This window comes from Streptomyces sp. NPDC032822 (genome assembly GCF_055578825.1).
Window position 1 is genome coordinate 35,226 of the sequence record NZ_JBVIOL010000023.1, and the last position, 22,807, is coordinate 58,032.

At 71.8% G+C, this 22,807-nt stretch carries 25 protein-coding genes and 1 tRNA gene; 11 read left to right on the forward strand and 15 right to left on the reverse strand.

All coding sequences use genetic code 11. The features are described from left to right. The first annotated feature begins 46 nt into the window (after nucleotides 1–46). Complete coding sequence (locus tag ACZ5VD_RS38315; RefSeq protein ID WP_468685070.1) at nucleotides 47–682, forward strand: ScbR family autoregulator-binding transcription factor; 636 nt, start codon at nucleotides 47–49, stop codon at nucleotides 680–682. Nucleotides 683–1,101: 419 nt separating this feature from the next. Here ACZ5VD_RS38315 and ACZ5VD_RS38320 read toward each other — a convergent pair whose 3' ends face one another. The 3 genes from ACZ5VD_RS38320 to ACZ5VD_RS38330 all read right to left on the reverse strand — a co-directional run bounded on the left by ACZ5VD_RS38320 (nucleotide 1,102) and on the right by ACZ5VD_RS38330 (nucleotide 3,031). Continuing rightward, a complete protein-coding gene (locus tag ACZ5VD_RS38320; protein WP_468685072.1) occupies nucleotides 1,102–2,397 on the reverse strand; it encodes an MFS transporter in 1,296 nt (431 codons plus the stop codon). A 147-nt stretch (nucleotides 2,398–2,544) separates the two neighbouring features. Beyond that, a tRNA-Trp gene (locus tag ACZ5VD_RS38325) sits at nucleotides 2,545–2,620 on the reverse strand. Between the two features lie 93 nt (nucleotides 2,621–2,713). Further along, complete coding sequence (locus ACZ5VD_RS38330; protein WP_468685074.1) at nucleotides 2,714–3,031, reverse strand: hypothetical protein; 318 nt, start codon at nucleotides 3,029–3,031, stop codon at nucleotides 2,714–2,716. Nucleotides 3,032–3,616: 585 nt separating this feature from the next. On the opposite strand from ACZ5VD_RS38330, the gene ACZ5VD_RS38335 reads away from it, so the two are divergent. From ACZ5VD_RS38335 to ACZ5VD_RS38345, 3 genes are all read left to right on the forward strand, one after another. Then, a complete protein-coding gene (locus ACZ5VD_RS38335; protein WP_468685123.1) occupies nucleotides 3,617–4,717 on the forward strand; it encodes a M20 family metallopeptidase in 1,101 nt (366 codons plus the stop codon). 227 nt (nucleotides 4,718–4,944) lie between these two features. Then, nucleotides 4,945–5,670 (forward strand): VOC family protein, encoded by a 726-nt coding sequence (locus tag ACZ5VD_RS38340; RefSeq protein ID WP_468685075.1) that lies wholly within the window; start codon nucleotides 4,945–4,947, stop codon nucleotides 5,668–5,670. Between the two features lie 157 nt (nucleotides 5,671–5,827). Next, nucleotides 5,828–7,066, forward strand: a complete 1,239-nt coding sequence (locus tag ACZ5VD_RS38345) for a pyridoxal phosphate-dependent aminotransferase (protein WP_468685077.1) — start codon at nucleotides 5,828–5,830, stop codon at nucleotides 7,064–7,066. Between the two features lie 5 nt (nucleotides 7,067–7,071). On the opposite strand, the gene ACZ5VD_RS38350 is transcribed toward ACZ5VD_RS38345, so the two are convergent. Next, nucleotides 7,072–7,230, reverse strand: coding sequence for a hypothetical protein (locus ACZ5VD_RS38350; protein WP_468685079.1), 159 nt, complete (start codon nucleotides 7,228–7,230; stop codon nucleotides 7,072–7,074). Nucleotides 7,231–7,427: 197 nt separating this feature from the next. Beyond that, nucleotides 7,428–9,143, reverse strand: coding sequence for an IlvD/Edd family dehydratase (locus ACZ5VD_RS38355; protein ID WP_468685080.1), 1,716 nt, complete (start codon nucleotides 9,141–9,143; stop codon nucleotides 7,428–7,430). A gap of 56 nt (nucleotides 9,144–9,199) precedes the next feature. Between ACZ5VD_RS38355 and ACZ5VD_RS38360 the strand changes: the two genes are divergently transcribed. The 3 genes from ACZ5VD_RS38360 to ACZ5VD_RS38370 are packed head-to-tail and all read left to right on the forward strand — an operon-like array spanning nucleotide 9,200 to nucleotide 11,328. Then, nucleotides 9,200–10,033, forward strand: coding sequence for an IclR family transcriptional regulator (locus ACZ5VD_RS38360; RefSeq protein WP_468685124.1), 834 nt, complete (start codon nucleotides 9,200–9,202; stop codon nucleotides 10,031–10,033). Nucleotides 10,034–10,066: 33 nt separating this feature from the next. After that, nucleotides 10,067–10,300: a hypothetical protein gene (locus ACZ5VD_RS38365; protein ID WP_468685082.1), complete on the forward strand. Its 234-nt coding sequence runs from the start codon at nucleotides 10,067–10,069 to the stop codon at nucleotides 10,298–10,300. Between the two features lie 11 nt (nucleotides 10,301–10,311). Then, nucleotides 10,312–11,328, forward strand: coding sequence for a zinc-dependent alcohol dehydrogenase (locus ACZ5VD_RS38370; RefSeq protein WP_468685125.1), 1,017 nt, complete (start codon nucleotides 10,312–10,314; stop codon nucleotides 11,326–11,328). A 98-nt stretch (nucleotides 11,329–11,426) separates the two neighbouring features. Here ACZ5VD_RS38370 and ACZ5VD_RS38375 read toward each other — a convergent pair whose 3' ends face one another. From ACZ5VD_RS38375 to ACZ5VD_RS38385, 3 genes are read right to left on the reverse strand one after another with little or no spacing between them, the layout of a single operon-like run. After that, nucleotides 11,427–12,866: an NAD-dependent succinate-semialdehyde dehydrogenase gene (locus tag ACZ5VD_RS38375; RefSeq protein ID WP_468685083.1), complete on the reverse strand. Its 1,440-nt coding sequence runs from the start codon at nucleotides 12,864–12,866 to the stop codon at nucleotides 11,427–11,429. Further along, a complete protein-coding gene (locus ACZ5VD_RS38380) occupies nucleotides 12,863–13,201 on the reverse strand; it encodes a hypothetical protein (protein ID WP_468553808.1) in 339 nt (112 codons plus the stop codon). The genes ACZ5VD_RS38375 and ACZ5VD_RS38380 overlap by 4 nt, the downstream gene beginning before the upstream one ends. After that, entirely contained in the window at nucleotides 13,198–14,466 is a 1,269-nt protein-coding gene (locus ACZ5VD_RS38385; RefSeq protein ID WP_468685085.1) for an aspartate aminotransferase family protein, read from the reverse strand. The genes ACZ5VD_RS38380 and ACZ5VD_RS38385 overlap by 4 nt, the downstream gene beginning before the upstream one ends. Before the next feature lie 223 nt (nucleotides 14,467–14,689). Between ACZ5VD_RS38385 and ACZ5VD_RS38390 the strand changes: the two genes are divergently transcribed. Then, nucleotides 14,690–16,348 (forward strand): PucR family transcriptional regulator, encoded by a 1,659-nt coding sequence (locus ACZ5VD_RS38390; RefSeq protein ID WP_468685087.1) that lies wholly within the window; start codon nucleotides 14,690–14,692, stop codon nucleotides 16,346–16,348. A 12-nt stretch (nucleotides 16,349–16,360) separates the two neighbouring features. On the opposite strand, the gene ACZ5VD_RS38395 is transcribed toward ACZ5VD_RS38390, so the two are convergent. Beyond that, nucleotides 16,361–16,954: an AAA family ATPase gene (locus tag ACZ5VD_RS38395; protein WP_468685126.1), complete on the reverse strand. Its 594-nt coding sequence runs from the start codon at nucleotides 16,952–16,954 to the stop codon at nucleotides 16,361–16,363. Nucleotides 16,955–17,076: 122 nt separating this feature from the next. Between ACZ5VD_RS38395 and ACZ5VD_RS38400 the strand changes: the two genes are divergently transcribed. After that, complete coding sequence (locus ACZ5VD_RS38400) at nucleotides 17,077–17,550, forward strand: carboxymuconolactone decarboxylase family protein (RefSeq protein WP_468685088.1); 474 nt, start codon at nucleotides 17,077–17,079, stop codon at nucleotides 17,548–17,550. Nucleotides 17,551–17,584: 34 nt separating this feature from the next. Next, nucleotides 17,585–17,980: a hypothetical protein gene (locus ACZ5VD_RS38405; RefSeq protein ID WP_468685090.1), complete on the forward strand. Its 396-nt coding sequence runs from the start codon at nucleotides 17,585–17,587 to the stop codon at nucleotides 17,978–17,980. 242 nt (nucleotides 17,981–18,222) lie between these two features. Here ACZ5VD_RS38405 and cpt read toward each other — a convergent pair whose 3' ends face one another. Then, nucleotides 18,223–18,744 carry a chloramphenicol phosphotransferase CPT gene (cpt, locus tag ACZ5VD_RS38410; RefSeq protein WP_468685128.1) on the reverse strand — a complete coding sequence of 174 codons (522 nt, stop codon included), beginning with the start codon at nucleotides 18,742–18,744 and terminating at the stop codon, nucleotides 18,223–18,225. 171 nt (nucleotides 18,745–18,915) lie between these two features. On the opposite strand from cpt, the gene ACZ5VD_RS38415 reads away from it, so the two are divergent. Further along, nucleotides 18,916–19,305 (forward strand): VOC family protein, encoded by a 390-nt coding sequence (locus ACZ5VD_RS38415; protein ID WP_468553802.1) that lies wholly within the window; start codon nucleotides 18,916–18,918, stop codon nucleotides 19,303–19,305. 66 nt (nucleotides 19,306–19,371) lie between these two features. Here ACZ5VD_RS38415 and ACZ5VD_RS38420 read toward each other — a convergent pair whose 3' ends face one another. From ACZ5VD_RS38420 to ACZ5VD_RS38440, 5 genes are all read right to left on the reverse strand, one after another. Further along, nucleotides 19,372–19,974, reverse strand: a complete 603-nt coding sequence (locus tag ACZ5VD_RS38420; protein ID WP_468685092.1) for a dihydrofolate reductase family protein — start codon at nucleotides 19,972–19,974, stop codon at nucleotides 19,372–19,374. Next, nucleotides 19,971–20,891: a metalloregulator ArsR/SmtB family transcription factor gene (locus ACZ5VD_RS38425; protein ID WP_468553800.1), complete on the reverse strand. Its 921-nt coding sequence runs from the start codon at nucleotides 20,889–20,891 to the stop codon at nucleotides 19,971–19,973. Before ACZ5VD_RS38425 ends, ACZ5VD_RS38420 begins: the two co-directional genes overlap by 4 nt. A gap of 67 nt (nucleotides 20,892–20,958) precedes the next feature. Next, a complete protein-coding gene (locus ACZ5VD_RS38430) occupies nucleotides 20,959–21,327 on the reverse strand; it encodes a low affinity iron permease family protein (RefSeq protein WP_468553799.1) in 369 nt (122 codons plus the stop codon). Nucleotides 21,328–21,331: 4 nt separating this feature from the next. Beyond that, nucleotides 21,332–21,763 carry a hypothetical protein gene (locus tag ACZ5VD_RS38435; RefSeq protein WP_468553798.1) on the reverse strand — a complete coding sequence of 144 codons (432 nt, stop codon included), beginning with the start codon at nucleotides 21,761–21,763 and terminating at the stop codon, nucleotides 21,332–21,334. A 103-nt stretch (nucleotides 21,764–21,866) separates the two neighbouring features. Next, nucleotides 21,867–22,715, reverse strand: coding sequence for an RNA polymerase sigma factor SigF (locus ACZ5VD_RS38440; RefSeq protein ID WP_468685093.1), 849 nt, complete (start codon nucleotides 22,713–22,715; stop codon nucleotides 21,867–21,869). Between the last annotated feature and the right edge of the window lie 92 nt (nucleotides 22,716–22,807).

The window sequence follows — 22,807 nt, forward strand, 5'->3', positions numbered from 1 at the left end:
GGCTGTTCACGATCCCGGCATGATCCGGAAACGAGGATGTCACGCAATGGCTCGACAGGAACGAGCGATCGAAACACGACGGAGGCTTCTGGTCGGGGCGGCCAAGGTCTTCGACGAACGCGGCTACGCGGCGGCGAGCATCAACGAGATCCAGGAGCGCAGCGGCGTCACCAAGGGCGCCATGTACTTCCACTTCGCGTCCAAGGAGGAGATCGCGCGCGGGGTGATGGCCGCGCAGACCGAGGTTCCGGTCGAGACCCGCAGCCGCTCCGCGTCACCGATGCAGCAGGTCATCAACCTCACCCACGAACTGGCCCATCAACTGCGCACGGACGTCCTGTTCCGCGCGAGCATCCGGCTCACGGTGGAGCGGGGCACGTTCCAGACGAACGACTCCGACCTGTACGACTGGTGGCTGCGCACCTTCGAACGGGAACTGGCACGCGCCCACGGCGCCGGAGAACTCCGCGAGGAGCTGGCTCCCGAGGACGTGGCGGCGAGCGTGGTGGGCTCCTTCACCGGCATCCAGATGCTTTCCTACGTCATGTGCGACCGCCGCGACCTCCACAAGCGCCTGACCAACTGGTGGCAGCAGATCCTCCCCGGCATCGCCACCCCACAAGCCGCACGCCAGGCGCTGCCGGCCGGGTCGCCGGAACTCGGCCTGACCGACGAGGCCTGACGGGTCAGACGGGGCCTTGCCGGTCCGACGGGGCGTGACGGGTCCGGCACGGCCTCGGAAACTGCGGCCGCGGGGGCCTCGGCCGCAGGGGCCACGGCCGGCAGGGGTTGTGGCCGGCGAGGGTTGCGGCCAGCGGGGTTTGCGGTCGGCGGGGGCTTCGCCGGGGGCCCGCCCCGCCGGGCAGCGGGACGCGGGGGCCGGATCGGGGGCCGGTCTTCGCGTCCGTCGCCCCTGCCCCGATCTGCCCCATCTGCCGCCGCGGGAGTTCCGGGCGGCGCCCCGGCATCGATGAGGCAGGTCATGTCGTTGATCCCGGTTAGTCGAGGCGGGCGTCGATGTCGGCGAGACAGGGGGCCTCGCCGACGGCCGCCCCGCCCGGTCGCGCTCGTGGCCGCGAAGGGCCGGACGGCACGCGCCGCTCAGTCCGGTGCGGGGTCGTTCAGTTCCATCCGCCGCAGTGACGGCAGGAGCAGGGGCAGCACCATGGCGACCACGGTCAGGGCCCCTCCGGTGACGGCCACCGCCGCGGCGCCGAACGTCGCGGCGAGGACCGGGGCGGAGAGCTGGCCCACCGGGATCGACACGAACGACCCGAACTCGTCGTAGGCACCGACCCGGGAACTCAGCCGTTCCGGGATGTGGATGTGCCAGACCGTCGACCACACCACGGTGAAGAACTCGGCGGCCACTCCGGCGGCGCATGCCGCCGCGGCCAGCCAGAAGACGCCCGCACCGGTACCGAGGAGGATCAGCGGAAGTGCCACCAGGGTCATCAGGGACAGCGCCGGCACCATCGGCCGCCGGACCCTGAGTTTCACCATCGCCACGGTGGCGAGAAGCGCTCCGGCACCGCGGGCGCTCAGCACCAGACCCCAGCCGTCGGCGCCGATCGTGTCGGCGGCGATCACCGGGCCGAGGATCTGCCACACGCCCATGTTGACGGCGTTGAGGACGGCGAAGGCCATCGTCACCGACCAGATCCACGGCCTGGAGCTGAAGTAGCCCCAGCCCTGGCGGAGTTCGCCGAGCATCGTCGGACCGCCCTTGGCGCGGGGCGGCAGGCCGGGCAGTGACATCCGGGCAAAGCAGGTGGCTGCCAACAGAAAGGACACGGCATCCGCCGCGATGGCCCAGCCTCCCCCGACGGAGACGGTCAACAGACCGGCGGCACTCGGGCCGATCAGCATGGCGGTGTTCCGGGCGGAGGCCAGCAGGGAGTTGGCCTGCTGGATGCCACGTCCGCTCGCCAACTGCGGGACGATCCCGCGCATCGCCGGCTTCGTCAGTGCCTGGAAGATGCCGTTGAGAACGGCGGGCGGCAACAGGAGCGCGGGGTGCTGGTGGGTGAGCAGGAGGATCGCCACGCCGGCCTGGCTGACGCCGGCGCCCAGACCGGTCAGGCGCAGCACGGTGTCTCGGCGATAGCGGTCGGCGATGCCGCCGCCGAGAATCATCGTCGCGATCATCGGGACCATGGAGGCGGTGAGGACAGCGGACAGCCAGGTGGCGCTGTCGGTCACCTCCAGGACACCGAAGGCCAGCGCGACGGGTGACATGGCGCTGCCTGCCGCACTGATCGACCAGCCGGCGAAGAACCACCGGAAGACCGGGGAACGGAACGGGCGCCCGGACGCGAGGCTGGTGGTCGACGAGGCCATCGCGTCCGCCCGGGAGGGTTCGGCGTCCCGATGTCCCGGCGCTTCCGATTCAGACACGAGGGACGACGCCTCCGACGGACACGGAATTCATCAAGTAGGCGCTTCCGCTCCGGAGATGGGCCCATCGTGCTGCTCGCGCTCGTGCTCGATCGAGGAGCGTGACCAGTGGCATGGACGCACAGGGTTTCTCAGAAATTGCAGGAGTGGCAGGGGTGGCAGGAGTCGAACCTGCGGCATCCGGTTTTGGAGACCGGCGCTCTGGCCTCTGAGCTACACCCCTTGGACGAATGCCAGCTTGGCATGCCCGGCCCGCCTGTCTCCACGGATTTTCCGGCGCCACTCTCGGAACGAGTCGTGAGGGCCTACGGGATGGTCACGCGGCCGGCCCACGCAACGCGGCGGCCCGACGTACCCGCTGCGCCATCAACTCACGCAGCGAGAAAACCTCAGGCCGCCCCGCACGCTGCGGCGACCAGACCAGGACACGGACCGCAGGCGCACCCACGGCTGCGGTCTCCTCGACCGTGCGGCCATGCTGGTTCAGATAGGCGTGAAAGGCATCGACCGCCAGATCGACAGGACTGCCGCCCGATCCCCACTCAGGACTGATCTTCCGAGCGCGCCAGCTCTCCCCGTCCCATGACTGAACCTCCATGCGGAAGTAGCCCGCATCCTGAGCAGAACCGGCCATGCTGCCGCCCCTCCACCGTGACCCGGCCCGGCCCGGCCCGGCCGCTGCCGACGCCCGGAGCCTGGTACCTCCCCCGCCCGCACCCCACTGATGCCGCGCAACCCACACCTCATGGGCTGGACACAGGAGACCCTGCCCGTGACATGCCAGACGCCGAGGGTCCCGCGGAGTCGCCGACGACGCCAAGGTCCACGTGCAGCACGGCGAGCTCCCGCCGGGTCCGCGCGAGCCGGTGGAGCACGTGGGTGGCGTGCAGGTGAGGCGTGCGGCCGGCGGTACCCCGAAGGGCCGTACTGCCCCGAGGGAGCCGGTCCAAGGGCAGTCGGCCGCCTGCCAGTTGCCCTCCGCGTTCGTCGCCGCCATCCCTCAACACATTCCCCGCACGCATAGATCTGATGCGATCCAGTCGCTGGTGGAATGTCATGCCCGCTCCTAACGTCGTTCACGCGGCGGTGGTCCGGAGGGAAAGCCGGGTTTCGCCGCTCCAGTGGCCCATGAGATCCGAGGGGGACGTGCGGTGTTGCGACAGGGAGTCGGGGCGGGGTGGGAGTGGTGACCCGGCGGGACGGGCTCGTGTTGCCGACGATGCTGGCCGATCTGGAGGAGCTCGTGCTCTGCGAGTCCTTCTCGGCCGATCACGCGGCGTTGGCGCGCAGCGCCGAGGTGGTCGGGGCCCTCGGCGCGAGGCTGCTGGGAGTCGCGCCGGAGAGGATCGTGATCGACGGAGTGACCCATCTGCGGTGGGTGTTCGGTACACCGCGGGTGCTGCTGGTGGGGCACCACGACACGGTGTGGCCCATGGGGTCGCTCCGTACCCACCCCTGGTCGGTGGCCGACGGGATCGCCCGTGGCCCCGGAGTTCTGGACATGAAGGCGGGTCTGGTCCAGATGTTCCACGCGCTGGCCCTGCTGCCCTCCCCGGACGGCGTGTGCGTACTGGTCAACGGTGACGAGGAAGTCGGCTCCACGAGCTCCCGGCAGTTGATCGAGGAAGCCGCGCGGGGCTGCGCGGCCGCCTTCGTACTGGAGGCGTCCGCGGACAAGGACGGTGCGCTCAAGACCGCCCGGAAGGGCACTTCGCGCTACGAGGTGGTGGTGCACGGCCGGGCCGCACACGCGGGACTGGAGCCGCACAAGGGGGTCAACGCCGCGGTCGAGGCCGCTCACCAGGTGCTGTCCGTAGCCGGCCTCGGGACGGCGACGGGTGATGTCGGCGCCACCGACGGCGCGTTGGGCCGGGCGACCGTCACGCCCACCCTGTTGTCGGCCGGCAGCGCACGCAACACCGTGCCCGCGCTGGCGCGGGTGTCGGTGGACGTACGCGTGCCGACGCGGGCGGCGCAGGTCCGGATCGACCAGCTCATGCGCGGGCTCACCGCCCAGACGTCCGGAGCCCGGCTGGAGGTGCTGGGCGGAGCACAACGCCCGCCCATGGAACCGGAGTCCTCCGCCGAACTGTTCGCCCTCGCGTCCCGGCTCGCCACCGAACTGGGCCAGGAGCCGCTACGGGGAATCGGCGTCGGCGGCGCCTCCGACGGCAACTACACCGCGGCGGTGGGGTGCCCGACCTTGGACGGCCTGGGCGCGGTGGGCGCCGGCGCCCACGCGGACTCCGAGTACGTGGAGGTCGCGCAGATGATCCCCCGTACCCGGCTGCTCGCTCACCTCATCACCCGGACACGGTGACGGCAGCCGGCCTCGTCACCACCGCATCCCACCTCACCGCGCTTCACCGCACCGCACCCCACCGACACGAACGACCATGGCGGGTGCGCTCAGCGTGACGGCGGGAAGGATCTGCAGGGCCGGCGCGGAGATCTACGAGCCGAACGCCGAGACCGCGGAGGTGCTCCAAAGGCTGACACAACCCCTCTCTTGTTAGGGTTACCTAACTCTTTGAAGGAGGGGGCGTCATGGCGCCGGAACTACCGGAGTTCGATCACCTTCTGCACAGCGTTCCCGAGGTGGAGTCCGCCGTCGCCGACTACTCGGCCGCCGGACTGCCCGCCCACACCAACCCGCCGTACCTGGGCTTCCAGAACGGTGCGTGGCGCCTGGACGTGCGTTACGTCGAGATCCTGAGCATCGTCGACCACGGCGAGTTCGCCCAGTCACCGTACGGCAGGGCGATGGCGCCCCTGATGCCGTTCGTCGACGATCTCCTCGCGGCCGGTGGAGGCGCGCTCAACTTCGCGATCAACGTCACGGACGTCGTCGCGACCACCGGACGTCTCCGACGCGAAGGGCACGAGGTCGAGTTGCTGACCTTCGCCAGGGAAGGCTCTCCCGTGTCGTTCCGGGAGGCCTTCCTCATCGGTGCCCCGCGCTGGGCGCCGTTCTTCATCACCTACTCCCCCGACCGGCAGGTCATCCTCGACACCTACCGCGGCGGAGGCGGCCGTCGCGGCGCCCACGACCTCGCCGGATTCGTCATCGAGACGCCCGACCCGACCGGGGCCGCCGCCTGGCTGAGTCGTCTCACCGGCCTCCCGACCGGCACCGACGACACCGTCGTCCCGCTCCCCGGAGGCCATGTGCACTTCGTCGCCGGCCCGGCGGACCGGATCACCACACTGCTGCTGACCGAGGGCACTCCACCCACCACGCGCATCAAGGGCCTGGGAGTGCGCCCGCTGTAGATATCGGTCGCCCGGACACGGTCGGCCTTGCGGTCAGCGCGATCCGGGCGTGGTACACGGAGGCGACGAGCGGAGTTCCCGCTCGCCGTCTCGGTCCGCACTTCCCGCGCTCAGCGTCTAGCCTTTGCCATCATCAGCGCTGCGGCAGGAAGACGACATGACCCCACTCCGGAGTGAGCGCCCCCGGCCCGTCGGGCACACCACCGACCCGTCCGGCGGCCCGAGAATCTCGCAGCGCGCCCAGGCCGTGGCCCCGTTCTACGCGCTGGAGTTCGGCAAGCAGGCGGCGGCGCTGGAGGCCCAGGGCCATCACGTCGTCAAACTCAGCATCGGCGAACCGGACTTCGGTGCGCCCCCGGCCGTCCTCAACGCGATGCGCGAGGCCATGGACGGCAGGCCCATGCCCTATACCGCGGCGCTCGGGCTGCCCGCTCTCCGGCAGGCGATCGCCGGGTTCTACCGGGACCAGCACGGCGTCGAGGTCGACCCGTCCCGGGTCGTCGTGACCGCGGGAGCCTCGGCCGCCCTGGTGCTGGCCGCGGCCGCCCTGGTCGACCCCGGGGACGAGGTGCTCATCGCCGACCCGTCGTATCCCTGCAACCGGCAGATCGTCGAGAGCTTCGGCGCCGAGGTGTCGCTCGTCCCCACCGGCGCCGAGACGCGCTTCCAGCTGGACTCGGCGTCGGTGCGGTCGCGTTGGACGGACCGGACGCGCGGGATCATGGTCGCCACCCCGTCGAACCCGACCGGCACCTCGGTACCGGCCGACGAGCTGGCGGCGATCTGTGACCTGGCGCGTGAGCGCGGCGCCTGGCGCATCGTCGACGAGATCTACCTCAACCTGAGCGACCACGACGAGCGGGGCCGACCGCCGTGCAGCGCGCTGTCGTCGGACCCCGACGCCATCGTCGTCAACAGCTTCTCGAAGTACTTCGGCATGACCGGCTGGCGCCTGGGCTGGTGCGTCGTTCCGGAGGCCCTCGTGCCGGCGCTGGAACGCCTCGCCCAGAACTACTTCCTGTGCGCCTCCGCTCCCGCCCAGTACGCGGCTCTGGCCTGCTTCACCCCTGAGTCCCTCGCCGTCTGCGAGGCGCGTCGTGTCGAGTTCGGACATCGGCGTGCGCTCGTCCTCGACGGCCTGGCACGGATCGGGCTGCCGGTCCCCGTGCCGCCCGACGGCGCGTTCTACGTCTACTTCGACGTGAGCGGGACCGGGCTCTCCTCCTGGGAGTTCTGCGAGCGGGCCCTCCACGAGGCGCATGTCGCGCTCACCCCGGGCCGGGACTTCGGTGAGCGCTCGGCGCAGACGCATGTCCGGCTGTCGTACGCGGTCTCGGCCGAGGAACTGCGCGAAGGGATCGCCCGCCTCGGGAAGTTCTTGGCCACGCTGCGGTAGGCCGGTCAGTCGGCCCGGGACATCGCTGCGTCGAGGAGAGGGCCGAGTTCCCGGGCCACGGTCGTCGGGGCGCGTACGTCCTGCTCGGCCCGGGCCATCGGGCGTTGGCGGACAGCGGCCACGGCGAACGGCCCCGGCCCGGGTGACCTGACGGCGTGGGGCATTGGCATTCCCTGACGCCCACCTGCTCCTGCCGCCCGGCCACCGAGCGACCCTGGTCGACAGCGGATTTCGCCGCCACGCTCAGGAGAGGGCCGCCCGGGCGCACGTCCACGCCGGGCAGGTCGCCCTGGTCGTCACCACGCACCGGCCCTGCGGCCCTGTCGGGGGGCACGGCCTGCTCCCGGCCATGGGTGCCGGGTCAGTGCGATTCCCGGCTCACCGCCGAGCCGCTGGACCCGATGAGGAAGTCCAGGTCGGCGCCGGTGTCGGCCTGGAGGACATGGTCGACGTAGAGCCGTTCCCAGCCGCGTCGGGGGTTGGCGAAGCCCTCGACGGTGGCCTTGTCGGGGATCCTGCCGGCCAGTTCGTCGGCCGATACGTCGACGTCGATCCGGCGGGCCTCGACGTCCAGGTCGATGACGTCACCCGTGCGTACGAGCGCGAGCGGGCCGCCCGCCGCGGCCTCGGGTGCGACATGCAGGACGACGGTGCCGTAGGCCGTCCCGCTCATGCGGCCGTCGCAGACGCGGACCATGTCGCGGACGCCCTGTTCGAGGAGTTTCTTCGGCAGCGGCATGTTGGACACCTCCGGCATGCCGGGGTAGCCCTTGGGGCCGCAGCCGCGCAGGACGAGGACGGAGTCCGCGTCCACGTCGAGGTCCGGGTCGTCGATGCGGGCGTGGAAGTCCTCGATGCTGTCGAACACGACCGCCCGGCCCCGGTGTCGCAGCAGCCGTGGCGAGGCCGCCGCGGGTTTGATGAGCGCCCCGGCGGGCGCGAGGTTGCCCCGCAGGACGGCGATGCCGCCCTCGGCGACGAGCGGCTCGGCGCGGGGGCGGATGACCTCGGAGTCCCAGATCGGGGCGTCGTCGAGATAGGCCGCCAGGGGCTTGCCGGTGACGGTCAGCGCGTCGGGGTCCAGGAGGTCGCGGACTTCGCGCAGGACGGCGAGCAGGCCGCCGGCGCGGTGGAAGTCCTCCATGAGGAAGCGGCCGGCCGGCTGGAGGTCGACGAGGACCGGCACACGTGAGCCGACGCGGTCGAAGTCGTCGATCGACAGGTCGACGCCGAGCCGGCCGGCGATCGCGAGCAGATGGACAACCGCGTTGGTCGAGCCGCCGATGGCGGCCAGCGCCACGATCGCGTTGCGGAAGGACGCCGCGCTCAGGAACGTGCCGGGGCGCCGGTCGGCGGCGACCATGTCCACGGCGAGCCGGCCGGTGTCGTGGGCAGCCTCCAGCAGGCGGCTGTCGGGGGCCGGGGTGCCGGCCGTTCCGGGGACGACCGTGCCCAGGGCCTCGGCGACCAGCGCCATCGTCGAGGCGGTGCCCATGGTGTTGCAGTGGCCGCGGCTGCGGATCATAGAGGACTCGGAGCGGGTGAACTCGTCCTGGGAGAGCGTGCCGGCCCGGACCTCCTCGGACAGCCGCCACACGTCCGTGCCGCAGCCCAGCGGGGTGCCGCGGAAGGTCCCGGTCAGCATCGGGCCCCCGGGTACCACGACGGCGGGCAGGTCCACCGAGGCGGCGGCCATGAGCAGCGACGGGATCGTCTTGTCGCAGCCGCCCAACAGGACGACGCCGTCGATGGGGTTGGCCCGGAGCATCTCCTCCGTGGCCATCGCCGCCATGTTCCGCCAGAGCATCGCCGTGGGTCGCACCTGCGTCTCCCCCAGCGACACCACGGGCAGGTCCAGCGGGATGCCGCCCGCCTCGTATACGCCGTTGCGTACCGAGGCGGCCACCTCGTCGAGGTGTGCGTTGCAAGGGGTCAGGTCCGAGGCGGTGTTGGCGATGGCGATCTGCGGGCGGCCGGTGAAGGCGTCCCCCGGCGCACCGCGCCGCATCCAGGCCCGGTGGATGTAGGCGTTGCGGTCCTGACCCTCGTACCACTGCGCACTGCGGAGCCTCACCATGGAGCTCCTTCCGACAATCGACACGACGGTCTAATCTTTGGAACGCGATGAGCGCCATGAAGCATACGCAGACGTCCGACGAATCGACAGACCCCGGCGAGCACGTCGAGGGCGGCGCAACAGGCGCCGACGGCAGCCGACTTGTGGGATCGGACCGGGTCCTCGCCGTCCTCAAGGAACTCGCCGGGTATCCCGACGGCGTGGGTCTTGAGGAGTTGACCCGGGTGATCGGCAGTCCCAAGCCGACCGTGCACCGGGCACTGCGGGCGCTGCGCCGGGCCGGGCTGGCCGACCAGGACGCCCGCGGCCGCTATCTGCTCGGCGACGAGTTCCTCCGCATGGCCTTCGCCCACCACGAGGCACGACCGGAGCACATCCGTATCCGCCCCCTGCTCGAAGCGTTGGCCGCACGGTTCGGCGAGACCGCGCACTACGCCGTCCTCGACGGACGCGAGGTCGTCTACCGCGCCAAGGTCGACCCGCCGACCGGCGCCGTGCGGCTGACCTCGACGGTCGGCGGACGCAACCCCGCGCACGCCACCGGCGTCGGAAAGCTGCTGCTCGCCCACCGGCTGGACACCCTCGACGACATCGAGGCGTGGATCGGCGGCTCCCCTCCGGAACGTCGGACACCGCGGACCCTGTGCACGGCCGTCGCACTCCACGGCGACCTGCGGACCATCCGCGCGCGGGGCTATGCCGTCGACGACCAGGAGAACGAGACCGGGGTCAACTGCCTTGCCCTGCCCGTGTACGCGACCTCCCCCACGACGCCCTCCGGTGCCGTGAGCGTCAGTGCGCTGGCCTACCGGACGCCCCTGGCCGCCCTGGTCGACGCTCTCGGCGAGGTCCGTTCCGTGCTCGGCTCCCTGGGTGAGCCCCACCGATGAGAACCCGCCGACCCGACCCTGGAGACTGACCCCGTGTACCTCACGCGCATCTGTGCCCCCAGCGCCGAGAAGCCCGTCGCCCGTATCGACGAGGCGTTCTTCGGCTCGGGCGGTATCGACCGCATACGCCCCGTCGTGACCCACGTCCTGGCACCGGACAGCTCGTTCGACGTCCGCGGTGTCCGCCGTCGGACCGGCGACGAGGTGAGGCAGCCGTGCATCCAGGGTCTCGGCGCGCGGTGTCGGCGCGTTGTCGGGCCGCGGTGAGCACCCGCCCCATGCGGGCGTTCGTGCTGACGGCGCCCGGCGAGTACGAGGTACGGGAGGTCCCGGCACCGGCCGCCGCTCCAGGTGAGGCGGTCATCGACGTCGAGCGGGTCGGGGTGTGCGGTACCGACGCCGAGTTCTTCACCGGTGCGATGGCCTACCTCCACCAGGGGCACTCCGCCTACCCGATGCGGCTGGGCCACGAGTGGTCCGGCCGGGTCGCGACGGTGGGCGCCGGGGTCGATCCGGGGTGGGTGGGCCGGCGGGTCATGGGCGACACCATGCTCGGCTGCGGGACCTGTCGGCGCTGCCGTCGGGGCCGTCAGCACGTGTGCGAGGAACGGCAGGAGGTCGGCATACGCGGTGCTCGGCCCGGCGCCCTGGCGGAGCGACTCGCGGTGCCCGTCTCCTCGTTGCACGTGCTGCCCGACTCCGTCGACGCCGTGCTCGGCGCACTGGTGGAGCCGGGCGGCAACGCCCTGCGCGCCGCACAGGCCGCCGATCTGCGGCCCGGCGACCGGGCGTTGGTGCTGGGTCCGGGGACCATCGGACTGCTGGTCGCGATGTTCGCCCGGGCCGCCGGTGCGGAGGTCCATCTGATGGGCCGCACCGAGGAGTCCCTCACCCTCGCCCGCACCCTCGGCTTCGCACACGTGTCGACGGCGGAATCCCTCCCGGACCTGGCGTTCGACGCGGTCGTCGACGCCTCGAACGCGGCCCATCTGCCCGGTCTGGCCCTGGAGGTGGTCGAGCCGGGCGGCCGTGTCGTCTACGTGGGACTGGCTGGTGAGCCGAGCAGGATCGACACCCGCACGCTCGCCCTCAAGGACGTCACCGCGGTCGGCATCCTGTCCGCCTCCCCCGGCCTCGACGACACCATCCGGGCCTACGCCGACGGCTCCGTGGATCCGAGGCCGCTCGTCGCCGCGACCGTCGGCCTGGGGCAGGCCGGAGCCGTTCTCGCGGGCCGGCGTCCGACCGGCGCCGGGCCGGGGCCGAAGATCCACGTCGATCCGCGCCTGGGCTGACGACCCACCTGAGTGTTCTGCGGGCGCGGGGGGACGGAGCTGAGCGCACCCCCGCGGCGGAGCCGCATCCGGCTACGGCCCCGCGCGCCTCGCGTGCCTCACCTCACCGGGATGGCCAGGTACTGGTACTCCAGGAACTCCTCGATACCGACCCGGCCGCCCTCCCTGCCCAGGCCTGACTGCTTGACGCCGCCGAAGGGGGCCGCCGGGTTGGAGACCAGACCTGTGTTCAGGCCCACCATGCCGACCTCCAGGCGTTCGCTGACGCGCAGGGCGCGGTCGAGGCTCTCGGTGAAGAGGTAGCCGACGAGCCCCCAGGGCGTGTCGTTGGCGCGGCGGATCACCTCGTTCTCGTCGTCGAAGGTGAGGATCGCGGCGACCGGGCCGAAGATCTCCGTCTCCATCAGGCGGCTTGCGGGGTCGACCCCCGCGAGGACGGTCGGCGGATAGAAGCAGCCCGGCCCCTCCGGCGTACGGCCGCCGACGAGCACCTCGGCGCCGCGCTCGACCGCGTCGGCGACCAAGTCCTCGACCTTGGCGCGCCCGGTGGTGTCGATCAGCGGGCCGACGTCGACCCCGTCCCGGGTGCCGGGACCCACCACGAGGGCGCCCATGCGCTCGGCGAGCCGCCGCCCGAACTCGTCCGCCACCGACCGGTGGACGAAGAAGCGGTTCGCGGCCGTGCACGCCTCGCCCATGTTGCGCATCTTCGCGAGCATCGCGCCGTCCACGGCCGCGTCCAGGTCGGCGTCCTCGAAGACGATGAACGGCGCGTTGCCACCCAGCTCCATCGAGGTCCGTACGACGGTGTCGGCGCTCTGCGCCAGCAGCAGCCGTCCGACCTGCGTGGAGCCGGTGAAGGAGAGCTTGCGGATCCGCCCGCCCCGCAGCAGCGGCTCGCACACCTCCCCCGCGCGGGAGGTGGTGACGACGTTGAGCACGCCGTCCGGCAGTCCGGCCTCCTGGAGGATCGCGGCGAGGGCGAGGCTGGAGAGCGGGGTCTGCGGGGCCGGCTTGAGGATCATCGTGCAGCCGGCGGCGATCGCGGGGCCGATCTTGCGGGTCCCCATGGCCAGCGGGAAGTTCCACGGGGTGATCAACAGGCAGGGCCCGACCGGGCGGCGGGAGAGCAGCATGCGGTGGCGGCCGTCCGGGAGGATGCCGCCACCGCCGTCGATACGCACGGCCTCCTCCGAGAACCAGCGGAAGAACTCCGCCGCGTACGCCACCTCTCCCCTGGCCTCGGCCAGCGGCTTGCCCATCTCGGACGTCATCAGGTGGGCGAGCTCGTCGGTGCGCTCAAGGATGAGTTCGTGGGCGCGGCGCAGGATCTCGCTGCGCGCCCGGGGTGCCGTACGGGCCCACTCCTCCTGCGCCTGGACGGCCGCGTCCTCCGCGAGCCGGGCGTCCTTGGGACCGGCGTCGGCGACATGGGCGATGATCCCGCCGGTCGCGGGGTCGTCCACGGGCAGGGTGGCGCCGTCCGCGGCGTCCACCCAGGCCCCGCCGATGAACAACTGCGTGGGGGTGTCTGTCATGAGGTCCCTCCTGGGTGATCGGCGGCGGGGTCGAGGAGTTCCGCGCGGTGCCGGGGACGGCTGCCCCGGTCACCGGCGAGGTGGTCGATCCGGGTGGCGCGGCCGAAGCCGTCCGCGACGACGACGGCCCGGGCGGCGCCCGCGACCTGGGGGCGGACGGCGCGCGTGAAGCCGTCGACGAGGAGCGGGGCCCTCGACGGCTCGGCGGTCCTCCTCCCGCGCGGGAACGAGCGCAGCGCGCGCCGGGTGGCGGAGGCGGGGACGGAGCGCCGCGTGGTCTCGCCGGGTGCCGTCCCGGCGAGCCGGGCGGTCAGCCGCGCCGAGGGATCGCTCATCGTGCGGACGCTCCCGCGGTACCGGCCCGCACCGCGGTCGCCCAGGCCTGGAGTCCCGCGTCCACCGCCGCCTCGTCGATGACGAGCGCCGGAATCATCCGCACGACCTGGTTCCAGGCCCCGCACAGCAGCAGGAGCAGGCCCTCGTCGACGGCGGCGCGCTGCACGCGGGCGGCGGTCTCGGGGTCGGGTCCGCCGTCCGCGGTGACGAACTCGGTGGCCAGCATCAGCCCGAGCCCGCGGACGTCCCCGATGCCCGGTGTCCGGTCGGCCACCGCTTCCAGCCCCTGGCGCAGCCGCGCGCCCATGGCCTCGGCGTTCTCGACGAGTTTCTCGTCCCGTACGACGTCCAGGGTGGCACAGGCAGCCGCGCAGGCGACGGCGTTGGCGCCGTAGGTGCCGCCCTGCGAGCCGGGCCACGCCTTGGCCATCAGCTCCTCGGACGCGGCGATCCCGGACAGCGGGTAGCCGCTGGCCAGCCCCTTGGCGGTGACGAGGATGTCCGGGGTGACGCCGAAGTGGTCGTGGCCCCAGAACCGTCCGGTGCGGCCCACCCCGGTCTGCACCTCGTCGAGGATCAGCAGGAAGCCGTGCCGGTCCGCGCGTTCCCGCAGCCCTTCCAGGAACGCCCGGGTGGCGGGCACGTATCCGCCCTCGCCGAGCACCGGCTCGACGATGATCGCGGCCGTGTCGGCGGGCGAGGAGATCGTCTGGAGTGTGTAGTCCAGCTCCTGGAGGGCGAAGCGGGTCGCCTGCTCCTCGTCCCAGCCGTAGCGGAAGGCCGTCGGGAAGGGCGTCACGACCACACCGCTCATCAGCGGCGAGAACCCGGACCGGAAGCGGGTCCCGGAGGTGGTCATGGAGGCGGCGGCCACCGTACGGCCGTGGAAGCCGCCGTGGCAGACCAGGATGTTCGGCCGGCCGGTGGCCTGGCGGGCCAGCCGCAGCGCGGACTCGACGGCCTCGCTGCCGGAGTTGGAGAAGAACAGGCTGTCCAGACCGGCGGGCAGCACCTCACCGAGCTTGTCGACGAGCTGGCGCAGAGGCTGGTGCATGACGGTCGTGTACTGGCCGTGGACCAGCGTGCCCACCTGCTCCCGGGCGGCCTCCACCACCCTCGGGTGGCAGTGCCCGGTGCTGGTGACACCGATGCCGGCGGTGAAGTCCAGGTACCGGCGGCCGTCCTCGCCGTAGAGATGGACGCCCTCGCCCCGGACCGCCACCACGGGCGTGGCCTGGCGAAGGTGCGGCGACAGTGCGGTCATGTTCGTCTCCCGGCCGTGTGACGTGGTCTGAGTGAACGGGTTGCCCCATCGAGCATCCCGACCGGGAAGGAGGGCGACAACGCGTGATCTGTCCGACGGGGACCCGGTGTTCGGACGATGTGTCAACCGCAGCGGGGGCCAGGTCTCACAGTGACCGGCGTGGACCCCCTCTTGCGCAGGTCAGCACCGCTTGCCACAGTGACCGGGCACGCAGGGAGACACCGTGAACGACAACCGCTCGACGACGCGCCCACCGGACCCTGACACCCCGGACCCCACCGCGCCCGGCCGTACGCTCACCGTCGCCGACGTCCTGGCCCTCCCCGTCCTGGCCGCCGGACAGCCCCAGGTCGTCACCGGCGTGACCGACCTCGACCGCCCGGTCCGCTGGGTCCACATCACCGAACTCACCGACCCCGCCTCCTTCCTCAAGGGCGGCGAACTCGTCCTGACCACCGGAATGCCCCTGCCCGAGGACGCGGCGGGCGTGCGCCGGTACGTCGACGAACTCGCCGGTGTCGGAGCGGCGGCCCTGGTCATCGAACTCGTACGGCGCTACCACCGGCCGCCGAAGGCCCTCGTCACCGCCTGCCGGGCCCGCGGCCTCCCGCTGGTCACCCTCGCCAAGGACGTCAACTTCCTGGAGGTCACCCAGGTCGTCCACACCCTGATCCTCGGCAACCAGGCCGACGCGATGCGCCGCACCCAGCGCATCCACGAGGCGTTCAGCGCCCTGACGCTGCGCGGGGCGGGTCCCAAGGACGTCGTCCGGACGGCCGCGGAGATGAGCGGCCACACCGTGATCCTCGAAAACCTGGTGCACCAGGCCCTGATCTGCGAACCGTCCGGCAGCACGGTGCAGGACGCCCTCACCCACTGGGAACAACGCTCCAGGGCGACCCCGCCCGGCGACCACACGGACGTGCACGGCCCCGAGGAGTGGCTCACCACCCCCGTCGCCTACCAGGGCGAACGCTGGGGCCGACTGGCGATGCTCCCCGCCGGCCCGGACGGCACGGGCTTCGGCCCGGAGGACGTCACCGTCCTGGAGCGCACCGCGATGGCCCTCACCGTCGCCCGCCTCATCCACCCCACGCCCTGGGAACGCACCGCGCACCGCACCGCCCTGCACGACCTGGTGGAACAGCGCCACCACTCCCCCGAGGACGCCCGCGCCCGCTGCGCCGCCCTCGGTCTGCCCACCGAGGACAGCCGTTTCCTCGCGGTCCTCGTCGAGCTCGGAGCACCGGACCAGGACGCGGAACCGGAGGTACGCCTGTCCCGCGAACTCGGCACGACCGGCACCCCGGCGCTCGTCGGCGAGCTGGGCCCAGGCCGGATCGGCGTCCTGCTCGCCCTCCGCCCCGGCCGGCCCTGGCGCCCCGTCGTCGAACGCCTCGGCCGCACCGCCCTGGCCCTGTCACCGCGGGCCGTGGTGAGCGTCGGTCCGCAGGCCACGGACCTCGCCGACACCGCCCGTTCCTTCCGCGCGGCCGCCCGCGTCGCGGAGGCCACCCCACCGGGCCATCCACTCCCCCCGGACCGCTCCTTCCACGAGCTGCCCGACATCGGCCTGCGCCGCCTCCTGTACGCCCTCCGCGATGACACCCGGATCCAGGACTACACCGAACGACAGCTCGGCCACCTCGTCGACCACGACAACCGGCACGGCACCGACCTGATGACGACCCTGCGCCACTACCTGGACGCCGCCGGCAACAAGACCACCGCCGCACGACGAGGCGGCCTCTCCCGGGAAACCACCTACCAACGCCTGCGCGCCATCGAGCGCCTGCTCGACACCGACCTCGAATCCGGCGAACGGCGGGCCGAACTCCACGTGGCCCTCACCGTGCTCGACGTACTGCGCCTCGACCCGTGAGCCGCGCCGGGATCACGGTGCCGCACGCTTCGACGTCGTCCCCTTCCCGGCGCTTCTCCTCGCATCTCCGCGCTTCTGCTCGAACGCCGCAAGCCCGGCCAGGCCGGTGTCGGACATGATGCGGTCGACGGTCACGGCGAGGGTGCTCTCGGCACCGATGACGGTCTCGGTGCTGCCGGGCAGCAGGTCGAGTTCCCGGTACCAGTCCCGCAGTTGAGCCTCGCCGACCTCGCTCGCGATCGGTTTGGTGGCGTGCCGGGCGAGGGTCTCCTCGAAGGGCACGTGCAGGTAGTAGGCGTGGGTGGGGCCGCGATGGTCGGCACGGAGCCGGGCGAGCATGTCGCCGTAGTGGTCGGCGTACAAGAGCCCTTCGACCACCACGTGGTAGCCGGCGTCCAGGGCGTAGCGGGCGGTCAGGTCGATGAGACCGATGTTCGCGGCACCGGGCCGGTCCCGCTCGCGCAGCACGATCCGGCGGAGGTTGTCCTGTCCGACCAGAGCCAGACCCCGGCCGAATCGGTCACGGACACCGGCCGCGACGGACGACTTGCCCGAGGCGCTGTTGCCGCGCAGAACGACCAGTCTCGTGTCCTCGGTGCCCACCATCACGGCGGTCAGATTACCGCCGGCCCATCACACGTGGCGCAGGTCACAGAAGTGCGTGTCACACCCTGCCGAGCTGTGCCGTCGTAACGGTGAAAGCACCGACCACCACAGAGGAGATCATCATGAGCGCCCGTCTGAACGCCTTCGGCAGCCCGACCATGGGCAAGGTCTTCAAGCACATCGTCGCGGCGGGCAAGGTACTGGAGACCTCGACGCTGCCGGCCGCGACCCAGGAGCTGGTGAAGCTGCGCGCCAGTCAGATCAACGGGTGCGGGTTCTGCACCGACATGCACAGCAAGGACGCCATCGCCGCCGGTGAGACGTCCGTACGTCTCCACCTGGTGGCGGCATGGCGGGAAGCCACGGTCTTCACCGAGGCCGAGCGGGCCGCCCTGGAGCTGACTGAACAGGGCACCCGCATCGCCGACGCGGCCGGCGGGGTCACGGACGAGGCCTGGGCCGACGCCGCCAAGCACTACGACGAGGAGCAGTTGGCCGCGCTGGTGTGCGCGATCGCCCTCATCAACGCCTTCAACCGGGCCAACGTCCTGATCCAGCAGCCCGCCGGCGACTACCAGCCCGGACAGTTCGGCTGACCCCGGTCGCACGGCCGGCAGGCAGACTGTGCGGATGCAGCTCCCCGCAGCGGCCGTCGACGCCACCGTGCTGATCGAAGTCGTCAGGATCTCGGCGCTCCCGGCCCGGCGTGACGCTCCCTACCCCGGCAGGGCGGTCACCCACTGGGTCGGGGGCCGGGCCGCCGACGCCCTGGCCCTGATGGAGAACCTGCCCGGCAGCGAGCAGCACCGCTGCGGCTTCTCACCGGGCTGGAGCGTCCGGGCCTACGACGACACCCTCGACCAGGTGCTGTTCGAGGCCGCCTTCTGCTTCACCTGCGACGAAGTCCGCCTGCACGGAACGGCTGTACCGCCCGCACTGGCCACGCAGTTCTTCGACGCGGACGCCCCGTCGGCCCAGGCCCTGTTGGGTCTGTTCCGCCAGGCGTCCGCGGCTGCGCCCGCGTGAGGGTCCCTCGGGAAGGACGGCGAGCCGGACTTCGCGGGCGGTGCGGGGCAGGCTTGCGGGCATGCTCGGCCTCCTGGGCAGGGTCGGGGCAACGGCACGGCACCGCGTCCGCCGCCGGGGTGCGGTGCCGCTAACCCCTGACGCGTACGTCAGGGGCAAGCCCGTCCCGGCCGGTGTTCAAGGGTGTCCGCCGCCGCCGGACCGGCCCGGCGCACCCGTACGGCCGCCAGGAGTGCCGTCGATCACGCGACCCGGGCGGCGATGATCCGCGCACACTCCAGGGACTCCGCGTGCGTGGTGTCCACCTCCAGGTCGTAGACCACACCCCGGTGGACCGGCTTCGCCTGCGTCGCGGCCATTCCCCGCACCCGGTCCCCGCGGGCGACCTCACGGCCCGCGGCGACCACGGCCTCGCACCTGACGCCCACCCACAACACGTCCAGCCCACCGAGAACCTTCCGCCACCCCTGCTGGGAGGCCGCTCCGCCGAGGAAGACGTCGTCGATGACGACCCGGGCACCTGCGCGGGCCGTCGCGGCGACCCCCTCCATCCAGGCCGTCTGCAGCTCCCGGAACGCCGGACCGACGTTCACCCCGCCGTCCGGGGCGAACTCGATCCCCGCGTCCGAGGTCCGCAGGGACGCGGGCATCGCCTCGACCAGCGAGTCGATCGCCACGGCAAGCCACGGATCGGGCAGGACCGCCTGCAGACATCGGACGATCCCGGACTTGCCGGAGCTGGACCCGCCGTTCAACACGATCACCTGAGTTGTCACCCGCTCATGGTAGGAGCACCCGCCCCGGTCTCCGCAGCGAATTTCGGCTGGCGCGCCCTTCTGTCGCACTCCCGGGTGGTCATGGCGGAGGATGTCCTCAAGGCACCGCCCCCGCCCGGCCTGGGCTGTCCGCCAACCCGACGCACCGGAGAGACCTCCATGAGAATCCACCTGACCAGCGTCTTCGTCGACGACCAGGAGAAGGCTCTGCGCTTCTACACGGACGTGTTGGGGTTCGTGACGAAGCACGATGTCCCGGTGGGCGGCGAGGACCGGTGGCTGACCGTGGTCTCGCCGGAGGATCCCGACGGGACCGAACTGCTGCTGGAGCCCTCCGGCCACCCCGCGGTGCGGCCGTACACGACGGCGCTCGTCCAGGACGGCATCCCGGCGACGGCCTTCGCCGTGGACGACGTACAAGCGGAGTTCGACCGGCTGCGCGGGCTCGGGGTGCGCTTCACCCAGGAACCGCAGGAGATGGGTCCGGTCACCACAGCGGTCCTGGACGACACCTGCGGCAACCTGATCCAGATCATGCACAGCAAGTAGTCGCGCGCGGCGGGTGGCAGGGATCGCCTTGTCGCTCGCAGTCGGCGTACCCGTGCCGCGGCCGGCTCAGCGGACTCGGTCGTAGACGAGGGCCAGCGTGCCGTGTTCGCCCGCGCTCTGGCTGGCGAGCGACCACTGCCCCTCGGGCAGGCCGTCGTCGAAGAGGCGCGGTCCGCCGCCGAGGAAGACCGGGAAGATCGTGAGGGCCAGTCGGTCGACCTGGTCGGCCGCCAGCAGTGCCTTGATGACGCTTGCGCTGGAGAGCACGAGGATGTCGCCGCCCTCGGTGGCCTTGAGGTCTGTGACCACGTCGGCGGCCGGTCTGTCGGCGATCGTCGTCCGCTCCCAGGGCGCTTCGCCGAGGGTGGAGGAGAGGACCACCTTGTCGGTGTCGACGAGCCACTTGGCGAAGCCCTCGTCGCGGGGGTCGACACCCTCCATGCCGATGACGGTGGGCCAGAAGCCGAGGAACCCCTCGGCGTTGACCCGCCCGAGCAGCGCCGTCGTCGCCGGTTCCCAGAGGCTGGTCAGAAGGTCGCGGGCGACGTCGCTGTGGGCGTACGGCATCACCCAGCTCATGTCCTCGGGCCTGCCCGGCCGGGCGTAGTGGCCGTCGAGGGAGAGGCTCATGTTGGTGACGACCCTGCGGCCGCCGGCCTGCTCTGTCATGTCGTACCCCTTGTGTCGGTGTCGGCGCGGTCGTTGTCGCTGCCGTCGTGGTCACTGCTCTCGCCCTTGACGCCGTCACTGTCACTGTCGACGGCGTCGTGCGGGTCCGTGGCGAGCGTCGCCGCGAGCTTGTCGAGGCTCTGGCCGAAGCCGATCTCGATGCCCGCGACGAAGTCCGCGGAGTCGATGGTGCTGTCGGTGATCCGGAAGTGGACGTCGAGGTCCGTGCCGGTGCGGGTGGGCCGGAGGGCGTAGTCGACGTGGGAGGTGAAGGCGAGGGCCCCGTCGGGAAGCAGCGGGGAGAGCCGGTAGGCCAGGTGCTCACCGGGGCGCACGTCGACGACCACACCCTCCGCGCGTCCGGCGACCGGGTCGGTGCCGTCGGTGTCCTCGGCATCGCGGTACTCGTGGACGATCCGCTCCCCGGGTCGCGCCTCGAAGACGAGCTCGGAGACGCGAAGGTCGTCGGGCGTCCACCACTGGGCGAGCAGGGCGGCCTCGGTCAGATGGCGCCAGACCAGGCCGGGGTCCCCCGTCAGCGACCGGTGGAACCTGAAGGAGCGGCCGTCGGCCCAGCCCGACTCCTGCGCGGCGAGCCGCTCCGCCTGGAGGCCGATCCCGTAGCGGTCGTAGGTCGCGTACGGGCCGTCGGCCTGGTCCGCGAGGTCCGCGAGCCGGCCGAGTGCGGCCGCGAGATCCCGCAGGGGGGCGGGCCGGAGGGCGTAGACGCGGCGCTGACCGGTGCGCCGGGAGGTGACGACGCCGGCGCGTTCGAGGGTCTGCAGGTGCTTGGTCGTCTGCGGCTGGCGTGCCCCGGCGAGCTGGGCGAGGACGCCGACGGGGCGGGGCCGCTCGGCCAGCAGGCTCACGAGCCGCCACCGGGCCGGGTCGGCCAGTGCGATGAGGAGTGCGTCCATGCAGGCAAGTATTCTCCATGACGCATATTCGCGTCAAGGAATATTTTGCTGCGTCCCGGTCAGGTCGTCAGATCTGCTTCTCCATGCCGATGGCCCGTCGGAGTTCCGCGCTGGCCGCGCCCGGTTCCTGCCGCTGGCTCTCCAGCAGTGCGGCGGCGATGGCGTCGAGCTTGCGCTGGATGGCGTGCTCGGCGCGTCGTTCGGAGTTCTTCAGCAGGGCCAGGAGCAGCAGCGACACGGCGGACATCGCCTCGCCCACGACCAGCAGCCACTGCGTGGGCAGCTTCAGTGTGTGCGCGGTGATCGATCCGGCGACGAGCACGAGGCACACACCGAAGAAGCCGGGAGAGCTGGTGAAGTTCGAAGCGTGTTCCGCGAGCCGTGTGAACCGGCCCGGTCGTTCGCCGTCACGGTGGGCGGGGTGCCGAGGCGCCATCGGATCAGCGACCGTCCTCATGAGACCGGTCGGCAGGGGCGCCCAGCGACCAGCCGGACACGTCGCCGACGCGTCCGCGCCACAGCGGAGCCGTAGCGGTCCCGGGCACGGAGAGGAACGTGACGTCGACGAGGTGGATGAACGCGTGCAGCCCCTCACCCGTCCCCGGCTCCGCCTCGGTCTGTTCCAGGGCGGACCGGACGGTGTGTGCCAGGTGGGCCGCGTGGTCGGCCCGGTCGTCCGCCCCGGTGGCCTTCGACACCACCTCTTCCCAGCGGTCGGCCCAGGCGCGGGAGCCGACCAGGCTGCCGGCGACGATGCCGCCGGGCGTGGTCAGACTGATGGCCACAGCGGCCTCCGGCTGCGCGTCGACCAGCCGCAGCAGGATCTCCAGATGGGCGTCGGCCGCCGGCGCGGCGACTCCGTGTTCACTCACCACAGGTCCTCTCGGGTACGCACCCGGGCACAGCGGACTTCGGCGCGCCGGGCCGCGGGCTGCCGGCGTGGCAGGTAACGGTCGTCAGGGGTTTCGGCTCTGGTCACCTGGTGGTGAGCATGCCCTCCCGCAGGCGCTTCAGGGTGCGCGACAGCAGGCGGGAGACGTGCATCTGGGAGCAGCCGAGCCGCTCGCCGATCTGCGCCTGGGTCAGCTCCTCGACGAACCGCCAGTGGAGGATGTGCCGTTCGCGTTCGTCGAGCTCGGCGAGCAGCGGTGCCAGGGCGTGGAAGTCCTCCACCAGTTCCATGGCCGCGTCGTCGGATCCGATGAAGTCCGCCAGTACGGTCTCGCCGTCCGGACCGCCGCCGATGGTGGCGTCCAGGGAGGAGGAGTTGTAGCCGTTGGCGGCGACCCGCGCCTCGATGACCTCGTCCTCGGTCAGGTCCATCAGCTCCGCCAGCTCCTTGACCGTGGGGGTCCGGCCCATGCGGCTGCGCAGCTCCTCGGTGGCCTTGGCCAGTTGGACCCGGGCTTCCTGGAGGCGGCGCGGCACGTGCACGGACCAGGAGGTGTCCCGGAAGAACCGCTTGATCTCGCCGACGATGTACGGGATGGCGAAGGAGGTGAACTCCACCTCGCGGGATATCTCGAACCGGTCGATGGCCTTGATCAGCCCGATGACCCCGACCTGGACGATGTCCTCCATCCCGTCGGCCCCCCGGCTGCGGAACCGGCCGGCCGCGAAGCGGACCAGGGACATGTTCATCTCGATCAGCGTGTTGCGCGCGTACTGGTGCTCGGGGGTGCCTTCTTCGAGCACCATCAGCTTCTCGAAGAACAGCTTCGACAACACCCTGGCGTCCTTGGGTGCCACCTTGCCGGGTGCGACGACCTCCGGCAGCCCTGCCATCGCCTGGTCGTTGGCCGCCTGTGCGATCGTCGCCGTCATCTGTGCTCTCCTCAGCCGGTCGGTGCCCTGTGTTCGAGCTGATGGGCCGCGCCTACCCCGCCTCGCACCGAGCATGCAGATACGTGCGTGCG